This is a genomic window from Cohnella hashimotonis, assembly GCF_030014955.1.
GTDB classification, from domain to species: Bacteria; Bacillota; Bacilli; order Paenibacillales; family Paenibacillaceae; genus Cohnella; species Cohnella hashimotonis.
Map to the genome: position 1 here is coordinate 43,932 of NZ_JAGRPV010000002.1, position 15,834 is coordinate 59,765.

The window sequence follows — 15,834 nt, forward strand, 5'->3', positions numbered from 1 at the left end:
GACGCCGGACGGGTTACGGAGGCCCCTATGCCGAGTCCGATGCGCAAATACTCGATGCATGTGTACAACTATTTTTTTTACATCGCTTACGCCTCCTACCTGCCGTTCCTCAGCTACTGGTTTGCGCAAGAAGGGCTATCGACGCAGCAGATCGGCCTCATTTTCTCGATCGGACCGCTCGTCGGGTTTCTGATGCAGCCGGTATGGGGCATGCTGATCGACTATTACGGCATCGCCAAACCCGTGCTCGTATGCAGCATGGGCGTGACGCCCTGGGTGATGTTCCTCTATCGCTATGCCGGGCACAGCTTCGCGTTGTACGTGTTCATCTCGATCGTGCTGGCCGTCTTCGCTTCTGCGACGCTGCCCGTCGTCGACGCCGTCACCGTCCGCCATGCCAAGCGCAACGCGCTCAGCTACGGCGCCATACGCGTCGTCGGCTCGGTCAGCTTCGGCCTCTCGGTTACGCTGTTCGGCATGCTGTACGACCGGTACGGGCTGTCGCAATTGTTCATCGCTTATATCGTCGCCATGCTGGTCATGTGCCTGCTCAGCTTCACGCTCGATTCGGGCGGCCGCAAGCGGGGGGAAGATGGCGGGGAAAAGAAACACGGCGAGGCGAAGGAAAGCGCGCCGGCGCGGAGGCGAGGCATGATCGCCGAGATGCTCCCGCTGCTGAAGGAGCGCAAGCTGCTGTTTTTCCTCATTCCGGTCTTCATCTCCGCCATCGGTCCGCAGCTTAACAATGCTTTTTACTCGGTGTACATCAGCAGCTTCGGCGGCGAAGCCTCGAGCAAGATCGGATTGCTGTACACGGTGTCGTCAATCGCGGAGATTCCGGTCTTCTTGTTCTCCGGCTACATTATTCACAGGCTCGGTTATGTCCGGACGCTCACGCTCGTATCGCTGGCCGGCGCGCTCCGCTGGTTCGTGCTGTCGCTTGAGCCGCCGTTCGAAATATTGATGCTGAATCAAATTCTGTCCGGCGTCACCTATGCGCTGTTCCTGGCGACGGGCATCAACTACGCGTACGACAACAGTCCGCCGAATACGAAGACGACCGCGCACTCGCTGTTCATCGTCGTCTACACGAACATCGCGGGCATCGTGGCCAGCAATATCGGCGGCTGGGTCATCGCGGCCGGCGGCTATCCGCTGCTGTTCGGCGGCGCGGCGGCGCTCAGCGTGATCGGGGCTGCGGGGTTCGCGCTGCTCGGACGGGCGGGCGGCGACCGGCTTCGCAATTCTACGGTATGAAAAAGGTTAGTCTCTGGAAATGGGGAGAGGCGCTATGGGATTCGAAAGTGTAATGATTCGTCTTGAGCTGACGAACGGCAAGGTTTCGTTCGGAGACGTGGCCCAGGCGGTCGGCGGCTGCGGCGGCGATATCGTCGCGACCGACGTGATTCGCTCCGGCGCTTCCTCGTCGGTGCGGGACATCGCCGTACAGCTTGGCCGCGACGGCTACGAGGAGATGGTCGAGACGCTGCGGGCGCTGGAAGGCGTCGAGGTGGTCAACGTATCCGATCGCACGTTCCTCGCGCATCTGGGCGGCAAGATCTCGATCCGGCCGACGATGCAGATTCGCAACCGGGACGATCTGTCGCGGGTATACACGCCCGGCGTAGCCAGGGTATGCGCGGCGATCGCGAACGATCCGAAGAAGGCGTACAACCTGACGCTGAAGCGCAACACGGTCGCGGTCATCACCGACGGCACCGCCGTGCTGGGCCTCGGAGATATCGGACCGGCCGCCGCGGCGCCGGTGATGGAGGGCAAGGCGATGCTGTTCAAGCAGCTCGCGGACGTCGACGCTTTTCCCATCTGTCTCGATACGAAGGACACCGAGGAGATCATTCGCACGATCAAGGCGATCAGCCCGATCTTCGGCGGCATCAACCTGGAGGACATCAGCTCTCCGCGCTGCTTCGAGATCGAGCGGCGGCTGCAGGAGGAGCTGAGCATCCCGGTCTTCCACGACGATCAGCACGGTACGGCGGTCGTCGTCGTCGCCGGCCTGATCAACGCGCTTAAGGTGACGGGCAAGCGGATGGAGGACATCCGCGTCGTCGTGAACGGCATCGGCGCCGCCGGCGTCTCCATCTGCCGGATGCTGCTGGCCGCCGGCGTCGGCCGGCTGACTCCGGTCGACCGGGACGGCGCGATCGTGCGGGGCGGCGCCTATGACTATCCGATGTGGCAGTGGCTCGCCGAGCAGCCGCAGGTCGGCAATCGCGCCGGCGCTCTCTCCGAGGTCATCGAGGGAGCGGACGTGTTCATCGGCGTCTCCCGCGCTGGCGTCCTGTCTCCCGATGACGTCCGCCGGATGGCCGCCGATCCGATCGTGTTCGCGATGGCCAATCCCGAGCCCGAGATCGCGCCGGAGGCGGCGATTCCCCTCGTTCGCGTGTTCGCGACGGGGCGGAGCGATTATCCGAACCAGATCAACAATGTGCTGGTGTTCCCCGGCATCTTCAGGGGCGCGCTCGATTGCCGGGCCGGGGAGATCAACGAGGCGATGAAGCTGGCGGCGGCGGAGGCAATCGCAAACGTCGTGACCGCGCCCGAGCTGAACGAGCAGTATATCATCCCGAGCATATTCAACGAGCAGGTCGTCACCCGCGTACGGGAGGCGGTCGTCCGGGCGGCGATCGCGACCGGCGTCGCGAAGCGGATCCCGCCGGACTTCCGCGAGCCGGCGGGGGAGAAGGGGGGCGTGCTTCATGCCGCCGGCCTTGCATAGGATCGAATCGGACTTTCTCGGCGAAAAGTATGTGCCGCAGGATGTTTACTACGGCATTCAGACGCTGCGCGCGGTCGAGAACTTCCCGATCACCGGTTACCGGCTGCATGGCAGCCTGATCGAGGCGATGGCGATCGTCAAGATGGCGGCGGCGCGGGCCAATATGGCGACCGGCAGGCTGCAGCCGAAGATCGGCGCGGCGATCGAGCAGGCGGCCGGCGAGGTCGTCGCCGGAAGCTGGCACGACCAGTTCGTCGTCGATCCGATCCAGGGAGGCGCGGGCACGTCGATCAACATGAACGCGAACGAGGTGCTCGCGAACCGGGCGATCGAGCTGCTCGGCGGGGACAAGGGCGATTACTTTCAAGTCAGCCCGAACTCCCACGTCAACATGTCGCAGTCGACCAACGACTGCTTTCCGACGGCATCCCATATCGCCGCGCTGCGGCTGCTCGATGTTCTCCTTGAAGAGATGCGCCTGCTGCAAAATGCGTTCGTGCGCAAGGCTGCCGAGTTCGACGGCGTCATCAAGGTCGGACGCACCCATCTGCAGGACGCCGTTCCGATCCGTCTGGGCCAGGAATTCGAGGCGTATGCACGCGTGACAGCCCGCGATATCGGGAGGGTCTCGCGTACGCGGGAGCAGCTCTGCGAGATCAACATGGGCGCGACCGCAGTGGGCACGGGCCTTAACGCCGACCCCCGCTATATCGAGCGGGTCTCCATCGAGCTGGCGGACATCAGCGGACTGCCGCTGCGCCGGGCGGAACACCTGCCTGACGCGACCCAGAATACCGACGCGTTCACCGAGGTGTCGGCCGCGCTCAAGGTATGCATGATCAACATGTCCAAAATCGCCGGAGACATCCGGCTCATGGCATCCGGGCCGCGTGCCGGACTGGGCGAGCTGCGCCTGCCGCCGCGCCAGCCGGGCTCCTCGATCATGCCGGGCAAGGTGAATCCGGTCATGTGCGAGGTCGTCAACCAGGTCGCCTACCAGGTGATCGGCAACGATCATACGATCTGCCTGGCCTCGGAGGCGGGTCAGTTGGAGTTGAACGTGATGGAGCCCGTCCTCGTGTTCAATCTGCTCCAATCGCTCGACATGATGAAGCGGGTGTTCGGCGCGTTCCGCGCGTACTGCCTGGAGGGCATCGAAGCCGACGCGGAGCGGTGCCGTTCCTACGTCGACCGGAGCGTAGGCGTGATGACCGCGCTGAATCCGTATCTGGGCTACGAGGCGTCCGCCCGGATCGCGCACGAAGCCATCCGGACGGGGCGGCCCGTACGGGAGCTCGTGCTGCTGTACGATTTGCTGGACGAGGCGCAGCTCGACGAGATTCTCGAGCCTTACGGGATGACGAGTCCGGGAATCGCCGGACAGGGCGTGACTGGATAGGGCATAGCCGATTGCATGATTACAAGAAAATGGGTTGACATTTTAATCAAAAATGTATATGTTTAGATAAGACAACATATAACAACATAGAATAATGGAGGAGAAACCATGAGCGTAGCAAATGTGTTGACCACCGCGCAGGATCAAGTTAATCGCATCATCGAGGCATACAAGGAAAGAACGATTAACCGGGTATTCCTCGTCGCCTGCGGCGGCTCCGCAGCTCTGATGTATCCGAGCAAATACTTTATCGACCGCGAGTCCACCTCGATCACGGCCGAAGTTTACAACTCCAACGAATTTATTTACCGTAATCCGTCGACGCTGGGCGCCGAATCGCTCGTCATCCTGTGCTCGCACAAGGGCAAGACGCCGGAAACGACGAATGCCGCGAAGTTCGCCAAGGACAAGGGCGCGCTCGTCGTCTCGCTCATGTACGTCCCGACGGCGCCGCTCGCGGACGAGTCGGACTTCATCGTGAACTACAGCTGGGCGCCTCCGGGAGAGCTCGACTCGCATCCGGAGATCGCCAACTACGCGGTGCTGTACCGCCTGACGATGGGGCTGCTCGCGGTCAAGGAAGGCAACGACAAGTACGAGAAGCTGGTCCGCAGCCTGAACAGCATGACGACCGTTCTGCAAAAGGCGAAAGCGCAAGCGCTCGAAGGCGCGAAGGCTTACGCAAAGGCCAACAAGGACGAGAGCGTCATCTACACGATGGCCAGCGGCGTGAACTACGGCATCGCCTATTCGTTCGCCATCTGCATCCTGATGGAGATGCAGTGGAAGCACTCCCACGCGATCCACGCGGGCGAGTTTTTCCACGGTCCGTTCGAGATTCTCGACAAGGACGTGCCGTTTATCCTGCTATTGGGCCTCGACGAGACGCGTCCGATGGAAGAGCGCGCGCTGAAGTTCCTGAAGGAGCACGGCGAGAAGCTGCTCGTGCTGGACGCCAAGCAGTTCGATATGAGCGGCATCGACGAAGAGCTGAAGGGCTACCTCGCTCCGCTTCTGCTGAACTTCGTGCTCCGCGTCTACGCGGTCGAGCTCGCTGCCGCTACCGGCCATCCGCTGGAAACGCGCCGCTACATGTTCAAGGTTCCTTATTGATTTCCGTGTCTTCAACCTGTTAAACGGTCATCGTCGGATTGCCTGCCGCACCTTTGCGGCAGGCTTTTTGCATGCCTGGCGAACAAGCTGTGCTTGCGGGCGGTACTGCATGCGGTAAAATGGAGGCAAGAGACAGCGGAGGAGATGCACGTCATGACGGCAACGGCTCAGCAGGGGAAGGAAGCAAGGCGGCGCAACATCGGCATCTTTGCGCATGTCGACGCCGGCAAGACGACGACGACCGAGCAGATGCTGTTCGCGAGCGGCCGTATCCGCGCGGCAGGCAGCGTGGACGACGGGACTGCGCAGACGGATTCGCTCGAAGTCGAGCGGGCTCGCGGCATCTCGGTCCGCGCGGCGGTCACCCGCTTTGCGTGGCAGGGCATCGACGTCAACCTGGTGGACACGCCGGGCCACGTCGATTTTTTGGCGGAGGTCGAGCGCTCGCTGCGGGTCATGGACGGCGCGATCCTGATCGTATCCGCCGCCGAAGGCGTTCAGGCTCAGACGGAGGTCGTCTGGCAGGCGCTGCGCGAATTGCAGCTTCCGACGATTCTTTACGTCAACAAGATGGACCGCGTGGGCGCGGATCCGGAGGGCGTCCTCCGGCAGATCCGCAGGCTGCTCTCGCCGGCCGCCGTGCCGATTCAAGCGCCGGTCGGGAGCGAGGACGGCTTCCAAGGGACGATCGATCTTCTGGGGGGAGGAGACGGCGAAAAGTCCGAATGGGCGGCTGCGTTCGGTCAGATGCTGGCCGAGGCGGCGGCGGAGCGCGACGAGGCGCTGCTGATGCGTTACTTGGAGGAAGGGAGCTTACCCGCTGCGGACGTAAAGGCCTCGCTAAGCGATGGCGCGCGCCGGAGCGAGCTGTATCCGGTCCTGTTCGGCGCGTCGGCGCGGGGGCTAGGCGTGCGGGAGCTGATGGACGCGATGGTCGAGCTGCTGCCGCCGCCGGCCGGCGATCCTGCGGGCGACGTGTCGGGCGTCGTCTTCAAGCTTGAGCGAGATCCGACGATGGGGCGGATCGCTTACGTGCGGCTCTACGGCGGGACGATCGCGAACCGCGACGTGATAGCCGGCGGCGCGGAGGGGACGGGGGACAAGATCACGCAGATTCGCAAAGCGGACGGCAAACGGTGGGAAGACGTCGGCGTACTGGAGGCCGGGGACATTGCGGCCGTCTGCGGATGGAGCCGGGCGCGCATCGGGGATATCGTCGGCTCGCCGGGCGGCGTGCCCGGCGCCCGGCAGCTCGCGGTGCCGCTGCTGACGGTGCAGGCGTTCTGGCGGTCCGAGGCGGAGTACCCCGCCGTCGTGGCGGCCTGTCAGGAGCTGGCTGACGAGGATCCTGCGCTCGCGCTCCAGTGGATGCAGGACGAGCGCGAGCTGCATCTGAAGGTAATGGGGCCGATTCAGACGGAGGTGCTGGCCAGCGTGCTGCAAAGCCGGTTCGGCCTGGCGGTGACGTTCGGGCCGCCGTCCGTCATTTATAAGGAAACGCCCGCCGGCGCAGGCGAGGGCTATGTCGCGTATCTGGCGCCGAAGCCGTGCTGGGCGATCCTCCGCTTCCTCATCGAGCCGCTTCCTCGCGGCAGCGGGCTTGTCTATGTGTCCAAGGAGCGCGGCGAGCGTCTGCTCGACAGCTACCAGAACGAAGTGGCGCGGCGTGTGCCGGAGGCGCTGCGGCAAGGTTTGCTGGGTTGGGAGGTTACGGATCTCAAGGTCACGCTGATCGAAGGGGAGCATCATGTGTGGCATACGCACCCGCTCGACTTCGTCATCGCGACGCCGATGGGCATTATGGACGGATTGGCGCGTACGGGTACGCGGCTGCTCGAGCCCGTGCTCAAGTTCAAGCTGTCGGTCCCGGCGGAATTCGCGGGCAAGCTGATGAACGAGCTGCTGCTGATGCGTGCGGTTATCGGCGCGCCCGAGCCGTCGGGAGAGCGGATGGAGATCGAGGGCCGCTTGCCCGTGGCCGACTCGCTGGATTTCCCCGCGAGGCTGGGCTCGATGACCAAAGGGCGCGGCGTATTGTCCGCCTCGTTCGCGGGTTATCAGGAAGCGCCGGCGGACGTGGCGGTTCAGCGCAAGCGCTCGGGCGTGAATCCGCTGGACCAAGCCAAGTTCATCCTGGCGGCGCGCAGCGCGCTGACGGCGATGTAGCGCGCGTGCAGCTTTGGCCGGCAGGGTGGCTGCGGCAAGCGGGCTGCGCCGGCACGAATCGTAGGAGAAGAGGCAGGGTGAAAGCGACAGGCGCATGCCAGAATGCTAGAACCAGCCGCGTTTAGAGCGGTACGTACGCACGCGCGAGAGCGCCGGCTCGTCCTCGGCACGGGAGACATCGTTCGCAGGCGCCTTCGGAGCCGTAACGGCGCGGCCGGCATCGCCCGGCGGGCCACCGGCCGGAGGGGGCGCAGGGCGGGCGGTCTCCTCGCCAAGCTGCTGCTCCAGGCGGGCTACGCGGCTGCGCAGCTCGATCAGCTCCAGCTGCAAACTCGCGACGGTACGTTCCCAGTGATCCAGCACCATGCGCAGATCGTCGCCTCCGTCGGCTGCCGAAGAAGCCTCGGCGCGCAGAGCCGCCGGATCGCCGGCCGCCGGGGCCGAATCACGGCGCGAAGATTCAGGCTCGCTTGGCTTGGCGCCGGACGTGTCTGCACTAAGCGCGTGTACGTCGTTCGTATGCTTAAGACGCTGGCCGAGCAGACCGGCGAGCTCTTCCTTGGACAATGCTGACGGTTGATCAGGTAAGGTCATCGATCCTCCAGCCTCCCGACCCCGGGTTCCTAGATTTCCGAACGTTGTTAGGGTCAATTCCCATTTTACATGAAAAAAAGACTCGCTGCTCAGTACTCTTCCTAAACCGAGTGCGTATCGCCGATTCTCGCCGGATGAACCGGGCGTGCCGCGATTTGAAGCGGAGGCGCGCAACGGGTTATGATCAAAGGGGCATAAAAACAAGGATTCCATCCTATGGAACGCAAAGGAGCGCATCTGTTACATGGAGCTTTTAGAAGCGATTAAAGGGCGCCGCAGCATCGGCAAAGTTAAGGACGAGCCGGTCGCCCGCGAATTGATCGAGCAGGTCATCGAGGCGGCGACGTGGGCGCCAAGTCATCACAAGACCGAGCCTTGGCGGTTCGTCGTCCTGACCGGCGAAGGCAGAGGCCTACTGGGCCGTGCATACGCGGCAATGGCGGCGTCTGCGGTCGCCGGCATGAGCGAGCAGGACCGTGCGGACCGTCTCTCCCGCGAAGAAGCCAAGGCGCTGCGGTCGCCGGTCGTCATCGTTGCCGTAAGCTCGCCGGCGGTGGACCATCCGCGCGCAGTGCTGTGGGAAGAGCGCGCCGCCGCGCATGCCGCCGTGCAAAATCTGCTGCTGGCCGCGTATAACGCGGGCCTCGGCGCAGTCTGGCGTACCGGCGACGGCCTCGGGCATCCGGAGATGGTCAAGGCGTTTGAACTGACGGGGAACGAAGAGATCGTGGGCTTCATCTATATCGGTTATCCGGACATGAATGCGCCGGCCGCTGTCCGGGTCCCGGGCACGGACAAGACGCGCTGGATCGAGCAGTAATACGACATAAGGCTTCTGCGAGCGCGTGCGCATGCAGAAGCCTTATGTATGATTGCAGAGGCTGGTGCGTAACTTATAACTGCGGCTTTTCGCACGGACACAGTCTCGTCTCTCCCTGGTCAAAGGCTCACTGGGCGAGGCTCTCTTTATCTCATCCGCTCGACGCACAACCGGAAAGGAGGCAGGCGCCTGATGACTCAAGTCGTTCTGTGGTGCGTCGTGGCAGCTTGCGCTGTGCTTGCGCTCGCGCTCGCGCTTGTCTGCCTGTATCTGTACCGGGTGGCGATCGCGCGAAGCAGCAAAGGCTTTCTCGGCGCCGATCCCAGCCTGCCGGAAAACGAAGCGTCGAGCTGGCATTCCGCGGCAGCCTGGTACGCCGGCCAACCCTTCGAGCTGGTCGAGATCACTTCGTTCGACGGGCTCAAGCTGCGCGCGCATTATTTGCCGGCTGCCGACGCGTCGCACCGCGCCGTCGTGCTCGCGCACGGATATTCCGGGCAAGGCGAAGACATGGCCGCCTTCGCGCGCGAATATCATGCGGCGGGCTACCATGTCCTCATGCCGGACGCCCGCGGACACGGGCATAGCGAGGGACGGTACATCGGCTTTGGCTGGCACGAACGCAAAGACTATGCGCGCTGGATCGGCGAGCTGGTACGCAGGGTCGGCACGGAAGCCCAGATCGTGCTTCACGGCATTTCCATGGGCGGCGCGACCGTGCTCATGACGAGCGGCGAAACGCTGCCGCCTCAGGTCAAGTGCATCGTATCCGACTGCGCGTACAGCTCCGTCAAGGATATCCTCGCGTATCAGCTTAGGCGGATGTACAAGCTGCCGCCGTTTCCTCTTCTGCCGCTCACAAGCCTGGTATGCCGTCTCCGCGCCGGTTACTTCTTCGGCGAGGCGTCCGTCGTCCGACAGGTATCCAAGGCTCAGCGGCCGATCCTTTTTATTCACGGGGCCAGCGACACCTTCGTGCCGACGGAGATGGTCCACAAGCTGCACGATGCCGCGGCGCCCCCGGACAAGCCGCTGCTGATCGTGCCCGGCGCGCAGCATGGGTCCGCGTATACGACGGATCCGGAGGCATACAAGGAAGAGGTGCTGGCGTTCCTCTCCCGGCATCTGAGTCCCGAGACCGTGCGGATGACGTCCTCCGGGGAAGTCTAGACGTCGTACTCCAGCTGCTTGCGGGCCTGGGCGATGAACTCAAGCGGCGTGGCCGTCTCCTCCGGACTGAATTCGACGGCGCCGATCTTCAGGATCAGCTCTACTTTGAGACGGGTGCCGGCCGTCGTTTCGTTCATCTCCCGCGCGCGCTGCCGGAGTCTGTCGATCACGACGTTGGCGCCCTCGCGATCGGTGAACAGCAGCATGCCCCAGGTCGGATTGTCGGCGTTCAGCATATACAGCGAGTCGTTGGTCCGGATGCTGGTCTGGCTGAGCTGACTCACGTTGTAGATCGTCTGGGTCATCTGGTCTCGGCTGATCATGCGCTTGATCTCGTCCCAGTACTTCACGCTGACGATCAGCAGGGTAAGCGGCATCTTGTAGCGTTGGGATAGGGCCATGAACACCGTCGCGTCCTTCTGGAACGACAGGTTGTTTTTCAGATCGGTATGCTCGTCCATCGTCGCCAGCGATTGATTCAGCTTCTGGAGCCGCTCGTTGTCCTCCTGCAGGCGTCGGTTGGCCATCGTAATCATCCAGGTGATCAACGTCAGCAGCGGCGTCAGCACCAGCCAGACGTAGTTCTGGGCGCTAACCGTCGCCCCTTCGACGACCGTGCGGTACAACGTAAACGTGCCGTAGCCGAAGATGAACAGAATGTTCAGGATCAAGCCTGCGGTGACGTTCGTGAAATAGGTGATGATCGCGATCAGAAAAGCCGCGTTCAAGAAGATGATGTTGTACATATAACGGTCCGGATCGCCCGCCATATAGACGATGGCGACGAAGGAGAAGATAAAAAGAAGCAAATAGGCGCCATCCGACATGAGGCTGCTCTGGTCGCGTCTCATTTAAGATCTCTCCTTTTCCGGCGGTGCTTGCGAATCAGCAGAATCAGGGACAGCAGGACGAGCAGCAGGACGGAGACGGCCGCTGCGGTAAAGGCCAGCACGTCGCTGCGATCCAGAATTTCCGACACGGCGGACGGCTGATCCGGCGCGGCCACGACCTTGAAGCGGTAGGCGTGAACGACCCCATCTTTGTCCGTCACGGCGCCGTCGCCGTTGCCGTATAACTTCCACATCGTCTCCTCGCTCGACATGAGCTTGGACGCCAGAAACGCGTTTTGAGAGTCCGCTCCAGTGACCGCCAGCATGCTATGGCCTGCCTCGTAAGGGGACACGATCAGTTGCAGCGAGCCGATACGTTTTCCGTAGTCTTCCTCGATGCTAAGCTTTTCGTTCGACTCGAATCCGGTACCGGCGGCGTTGTACTTGAAGTACAGATGATCGTTGGCATCCCGGATCACCTTGTTGTCCGAATAAGAACCGATTGCAATCACGTTGAGTTCCTTCAGTTCGTCCACGGAAGCTCCTGCCCCGAAGAACCGGACTTCGCCGGTGTTGCTCTCTGCATATCGGCCGAGCAGGTTGAACAGATTGCCGATTGTGCGATACGTATTGGCGTCAGGTTTATCGGGTAGCACAACGCCAACCTGATTGTAAATGCCATCTCGCAAGAACGGATACGGATAATTACCGAACAGTAGCTCGGTACGATCCTTTGTATTCAGCTGCAGCACCGTGTCGGCGTCGATGAATGCCCACGGCATCTGATCCTGCGGCAGCGCACAGGAGGCACTGTTTTTCAATTCCAGATCGAACGCGGCCGTTATGGTGAAGTTGCCCGACAGATTCATGTTTTTCGGTATCGTCAGGTTCAGGCTGTCGCCGTCGGCGAGCGCCTCGGTCAACTTTTTGCTGCCGATCGGCTTGCCGTTGACGAGGACGGTGACCAGCGACCGGTCGAAGTCCAGGTTTTTGGCGTAGCGGAATTGCAGGCTCAGCTTGCTGGCCTCGGCGACCGACCGGTTGGCCGGCAGCGCTACAAAGTAATCTTTGGTCCGGTGGTTGACGCCCGTAATCTGGTCGCCGACGTCGGTCAGGCTTACGATCTTCGTAATGTTCGAGGCCGGCGAGGCGACCTCCGTGTTCTCGGTCACTTCCTTGACGGGACCGGAGAGCTGTTCAAGCAAGGAGGCGTTGCCGATGAGCCTGCCCGCCTTGACGAGCAGACCGGCATTGTCGGAGGTGACGACGAGCGTCGGCTGACCGCTCGCGTCTACCAGGCGAATGACGGCTTTGTCGCCGAGCGCGGCATTCGGGATCAGCGCCCGGAGAGCTGCCGGGAGCCGATCGCGCATGGCGACGGCCACGACCAGCTTTTTGCCCGCGATATCGTTGTCGTCGATACCATAGGCCAGCAGCGGAACGCCCTTCGTACCGGCGCCGCCGGACTTAGCCAGGCCCGATAGCGCATAGACGGCCGCTTCGAGCTCCGAGGCATTGGCATCCTTGGGGACGGCGATCGCGTTGTCCTGACGGGCAATCGTGTCTAGCCCCGTGAACCGGGCGGTGAAGTCCGCGATGGCGTTCGCGAGCGGCAGCGGCGTGTAGCCGACGATGATGCTGGAGCTTTTATAAATCTGGAACCATTTATCCGCATAATAGGTCGGCGTACAGATCTGCACCTGCTCCTCCCCGGACACGATATGGCCCTGGATCGTCAGCGTGTTGGTGCCCTCGATTAATGCCGAGGCGGGAACCTCGACGACCATTCGCTGTCTGGCGCTCTCGCTCGCGACCGGACGGAACGACGTGACGGCGGTCCCGTTGACGCTGATCGTGACGCTGGACAGCTTGTCCTGCGCCAGCGGCGAAGCCTTGTAGTCCAAGGCGACTTTGACCTGCCCGACCTTCCAATAGGCGGGTACCTGGAAAAATTGCTGTTTGTACGAAACGTTGCCGTCCAGCGTCGTGTCCGTATCGGAGATCGGCGTCGTGTAGGACGTGGCGCGCGGCGTGGCACCCGAGTTGACGCCCGGCTCCGCGGCAATGGCCGCATAGGGAGCCGTCGCGGCAGCGGCGAGGCACAGCAGCATGAACAATATGAGACCTTTTTTCACACAGCTTCCTCCTCGCTTAGAATCTTTCGGTTTTGTACCATTTAACCTCGCGCTTGAAAATCTGATCTTTAAAGTAGTTGTAAAGTCCGTACGCAGCGACGACCATCCACATCTGGCAATAGGTGACGTACATTAGCATGATCAGCCAGAGATTCGACAGCTTCATCTCGCCCTTTTCCGTAATCAGTGTAATGTAGGTGCCGACGACGAACAGCGTGATCGCCAGCATCCACAGAAACGAGCTGAACCCGGCAATGGTCGTCTTTACGTAGCCTAGTGTATGCAGGATAAGGAGCAGGTCGGATACGATCAGTGAACTGACCAGCAAGAAGTAGATGGCGACAAAGTAAAGGATATCGAAGCGAATGCGGGCCGCTTTTCGGTTGAAGAGCAGGGGGAAATTTTTGACGATAACATATACGTTGCCCTTCGCCCAGCGTGACCGCTGCTTGAACCATACTTTGACCGTCTGGGGCTCCTGCTCCCAGGTCACCGATTTAGGCTGGAACTTGATCCGGTAGCCCATCAAGTAGATCCGGAAGCTGATCTCCGTATCCTCGGCAATCGCCTTGACATCCCAACCCCCGATTTCCTCGACGATATGCCTGCGCATAATGAAGTTCGTACCCGGTATCGTGCAGAGCTTGAACAGCTTCCATCTCCCTGCCTGGGCCATCCATTGAAATGAGAGCGTCTCGATGTTGATGAAGCGCGTGAGCAGGCTCGCATTGCGGTTGCGGGTGCGAAACTTGCCGATGACCGCGCCAAGTTTGGCATCGGCCATAATCTCGGCGACGAGGTAGGTCAGCGCGGTTTTCTCCGGTGTATTATCCGCGTCGTAAATGGCGATGAGTTCGCCCTTGCTTTGCGCGAAACCGATGTTGAGCGCATTGGATTTCCCCTTGCCGCCGGTCACCTTGTCGGTGTTGATGACGATCAGATTTCTTTCCGTGTACCGGCGCTGAAGGCCGGAAAGCAGCTCGCTGCTGTTGTCCGATGAATTATCGTTGATGACGATGATCTCGTACCGGTCGTGCGGATAATTCAGGGCGAGCAGCGATTCTACCGTTTTTACGATGACCATGCCCTCATTGTGGGCGGGTACCATGATTGATACGAACGGCGGAATCTCGGGGAGCCCCGGCAAGGGCTCACGATCGGTCTGTAAATAAAAGAGATAGCCGGCTATGATTAAAACGACATTCACCAGGAGAAGCGACCAGATGCATATAACGGAGATAAGCATAAGAATGTCATAGGGAGTCATTTCGGCCTCCGGGATATAAAAATTTTCGTTTGTAGCGGCGGTAGCCGATAAAGAAAAACAGACCGAAAATTGCAAGAGATGTGCCGATGATGACCATCAGGATCTGGTTTTGAATGCTGAATAGTTTGGCAAAGCTGGTTTTCGCAGAAGCCGTATAGGCATAATCTTCTTCCACCTTCTGCACTCTCATGCTCAAATCGAGTGGCGTGCCGTTAACCAATAGGCTGCCGTTAGTTGATTGAATCGCCAGCCTGTCCGTGTGTACCGCGTGCGTCCCGCTTTTCAGATCCGCGAAGGGGATCCAGCTGCGGGAGATAGCGCCGACGATGTCCTCCATCGCTGCCGCGTCCTTCGACAGGTCGAAGGAAAGGGCCAGATTCACCGGCATCGGCATCTTCAGGACGGCTTCCGGATGCTCATAGGACGCGAACTGCGCGAACGGGATCGCGTACGTTGAGAACGCGAAGGCTTTCGACATGCCGGCAGGCGTGGTCTGCTGCCCCTCTTCGTTCGGCTCAAGGAAGACCGAATCGAAAAAGGACATGCCCTGCGAAGCATTCGCCTTATCGTACGTCCAGAACAGGCTGGCGCCCATGCCGAGCGGCGCGATGCCGTTCTCCGCGAGCAGCTCGATAAAGTTGTTCATTTTTTCGTGGAGGGGATCTCCGACATTCCTCGACGCGTTCGCGGCAGCGGGCGCGTCGATCACGATGCTGCCGTTTCGTGACTGAACGTACTGCAGCGCACGAAGGTAGCGCTGCATCGCCGGATAGTCCGTGTTGTAGAATACGGGACGCACGCTGGCTACGAAGGGAACGCCGGATTCATAAAGCTTGTCGGCGAGCGTCTTCAGCAGTTCCAGGTCGGAAAAGGGGTAGATCTCCTTGACAAACAGGTAAGTACCGTAGGGATCGGCGGCGTGCAGCCAGTCCTTTAGGACGTAGGCAAGCGCAATTTCCGTCAGGCTACCCCTCGCCAGATAGCTCGCGTAAGCGTACCCGTCCGCGTATGCGGCATACGGCGAGTGATTGCCGCCGCCGACGGAGGACAGACTGCCGTAGGTTTTGGCTTCGCTTGAGGTCCCAGCGATCCTGTCTAAATCCGGGACGACGGGCAACGTCTGTCCGTAATCTCCGACTTTGAGAGAGAACGCGTCGGGGGGCGCGACTTCGATCGAGATACCCAGCTTCGCACGCGCGCGGGCCGGGAGGTCGCTGCCGCCGATCTGCAGATAGTCTCCGCCGTAGGCCGACAGATCCCTTAAAAATATTTCGTTGGAGATCGCAAGATCTATCACGTTTCGCACGAACGCGACGCGGACGTAATTCTCCAGCATGCCGCTGGCATAGCTGTCGATGGACATCGCGACGACCGGTACGCCGTAGGCAGCGAACAGCCGCTCGAGCGTCTCGATATTGCCTTCGCGCGCGGTCGAGACGGCCAGGCTGTCGTAGAGGAGGAGCACGGGGCGTTCATCAGTTTCCATTGCCGCTACAGGCCGGACGCCGAGAGTCCAGCATGACGATGCGAATATCCAGAGAATCAGCGTCGCTGTGAAGGCCAAGACATTTTTTTTGCGCATGAATACTCGACCTCC

The 15,834-nt window shown here is 61.3% G+C and carries 12 protein-coding genes; 7 read left to right on the forward strand and 5 right to left on the reverse strand.

Going from position 1 to position 15,834, the window contains the following annotated elements:
• Window positions 1–27 precede the first annotated feature (27 nt).
• The 5 genes from KB449_RS34755 (at window position 28) to KB449_RS34775 (ending at window position 7,421) form a co-directional block, all read left to right on the forward strand.
• Window positions 28–1,257: an MFS transporter gene (locus tag KB449_RS34755; RefSeq protein WP_282913009.1), complete on the forward strand. Its 1,230-nt coding sequence runs from the start codon at window positions 28–30 to the stop codon at window positions 1,255–1,257.
• A gap of 34 nt (window positions 1,258–1,291) precedes the next feature.
• Complete coding sequence (locus KB449_RS34760) at window positions 1,292–2,743, forward strand: NAD-dependent malic enzyme (RefSeq protein ID WP_282913010.1); 1,452 nt, start codon at window positions 1,292–1,294, stop codon at window positions 2,741–2,743.
• Window positions 2,724–4,142, forward strand: a complete 1,419-nt coding sequence (gene aspA / locus KB449_RS34765) for an aspartate ammonia-lyase (RefSeq protein WP_282913011.1) — start codon at window positions 2,724–2,726, stop codon at window positions 4,140–4,142. The genes KB449_RS34760 and aspA overlap by 20 nt, the downstream gene beginning before the upstream one ends.
• Before the next feature lie 126 nt (window positions 4,143–4,268).
• Window positions 4,269–5,255, forward strand: a complete 987-nt coding sequence (locus KB449_RS34770) for an SIS domain-containing protein (RefSeq protein ID WP_282913276.1) — start codon at window positions 4,269–4,271, stop codon at window positions 5,253–5,255.
• A gap of 153 nt (window positions 5,256–5,408) precedes the next feature.
• Complete coding sequence (locus KB449_RS34775) at window positions 5,409–7,421, forward strand: elongation factor G (RefSeq protein ID WP_282913012.1); 2,013 nt, start codon at window positions 5,409–5,411, stop codon at window positions 7,419–7,421.
• A gap of 105 nt (window positions 7,422–7,526) precedes the next feature.
• Here KB449_RS34775 and KB449_RS34780 read toward each other — a convergent pair whose 3' ends face one another.
• Window positions 7,527–8,015: a hypothetical protein gene (locus KB449_RS34780; protein ID WP_282913013.1), complete on the reverse strand. Its 489-nt coding sequence runs from the start codon at window positions 8,013–8,015 to the stop codon at window positions 7,527–7,529.
• A gap of 244 nt (window positions 8,016–8,259) precedes the next feature.
• On the opposite strand from KB449_RS34780, the gene KB449_RS34785 reads away from it, so the two are divergent.
• Both KB449_RS34785 and KB449_RS34790 read left to right on the forward strand, forming a co-directional pair.
• On the forward strand, window positions 8,260–8,835 hold the full coding sequence (locus tag KB449_RS34785; RefSeq protein ID WP_282913014.1) for a nitroreductase family protein: 576 nt from the start codon (window positions 8,260–8,262) through the stop codon (window positions 8,833–8,835).
• A 192-nt stretch (window positions 8,836–9,027) separates the two neighbouring features.
• Window positions 9,028–10,005: an alpha/beta hydrolase gene (locus tag KB449_RS34790; protein WP_282913015.1), complete on the forward strand. Its 978-nt coding sequence runs from the start codon at window positions 9,028–9,030 to the stop codon at window positions 10,003–10,005.
• Here KB449_RS34790 and KB449_RS34795 read toward each other — a convergent pair.
• Genes KB449_RS34795 through KB449_RS34810 form a run of 4 tightly spaced genes read right to left on the reverse strand, consistent with a single transcriptional unit; the run spans window position 10,002 to window position 15,819 of the window.
• Window positions 10,002–10,856, reverse strand: a complete 855-nt coding sequence (locus KB449_RS34795) for a diguanylate cyclase domain-containing protein (RefSeq protein ID WP_282913016.1) — start codon at window positions 10,854–10,856, stop codon at window positions 10,002–10,004. The genes KB449_RS34790 and KB449_RS34795 overlap by 4 nt on opposite strands.
• Window positions 10,853–12,970, reverse strand: a complete 2,118-nt coding sequence (locus KB449_RS34800) for a cellulose biosynthesis cyclic di-GMP-binding regulatory protein BcsB (RefSeq protein ID WP_282913017.1) — start codon at window positions 12,968–12,970, stop codon at window positions 10,853–10,855. Before KB449_RS34800 ends, KB449_RS34795 begins: the two co-directional genes overlap by 4 nt.
• A gap of 16 nt (window positions 12,971–12,986) precedes the next feature.
• The gene (locus KB449_RS34805) at window positions 12,987–14,237 is read right to left on the reverse strand and encodes a glycosyltransferase family 2 protein (protein WP_282913018.1); all 1,251 of its coding nucleotides are present in this window, start codon (window positions 14,235–14,237) and stop codon (window positions 12,987–12,989) included.
• Entirely contained in the window at window positions 14,224–15,819 is a 1,596-nt protein-coding gene (locus KB449_RS34810) for a hypothetical protein (RefSeq protein WP_282913019.1), read from the reverse strand. The genes KB449_RS34805 and KB449_RS34810 overlap by 14 nt, the downstream gene beginning before the upstream one ends.
• Window positions 15,820–15,834 lie beyond the last annotated feature (15 nt).

Bases quoted from the DNA above. Each gene is read 5' to 3' on its own strand.
- KB449_RS34760 (WP_282913010.1), top strand. From the start codon at position 1,292: ATGGGATTCGAAAGTGTAATGATTCGTCTTGAGCTGACGAACGGCAAG.
- KB449_RS34790 (WP_282913015.1), top strand. From the start codon at position 9,028: ATGACTCAAGTCGTTCTGTGGTGCGTCGTGGCAGCTTGCGCTGTGCTT.
- KB449_RS34775 (WP_282913012.1), top strand. From the start codon at position 5,409: ATGACGGCAACGGCTCAGCAGGGGAAGGAAGCAAGGCGGCGCAACATC.
- KB449_RS34785 (WP_282913014.1), top strand. From the start codon at position 8,260: ATGGAGCTTTTAGAAGCGATTAAAGGGCGCCGCAGCATCGGCAAAGTT.
- aspA (WP_282913011.1), top strand. From the start codon at position 2,724: ATGCCGCCGGCCTTGCATAGGATCGAATCGGACTTTCTCGGCGAAAAG.
- KB449_RS34780 (WP_282913013.1), bottom strand. From the start codon at position 8,015: ATGACCTTACCTGATCAACCGTCAGCATTGTCCAAGGAAGAGCTCGCC.
- KB449_RS34755 (WP_282913009.1), top strand. From the start codon at position 28: ATGCCGAGTCCGATGCGCAAATACTCGATGCATGTGTACAACTATTTT.
- KB449_RS34805 (WP_282913018.1), bottom strand. From the start codon at position 14,237: ATGACTCCCTATGACATTCTTATGCTTATCTCCGTTATATGCATCTGG.
- KB449_RS34795 (WP_282913016.1), bottom strand. From the start codon at position 10,856: ATGAGACGCGACCAGAGCAGCCTCATGTCGGATGGCGCCTATTTGCTT.
- KB449_RS34810 (WP_282913019.1), bottom strand. From the start codon at position 15,819: ATGCGCAAAAAAAATGTCTTGGCCTTCACAGCGACGCTGATTCTCTGG.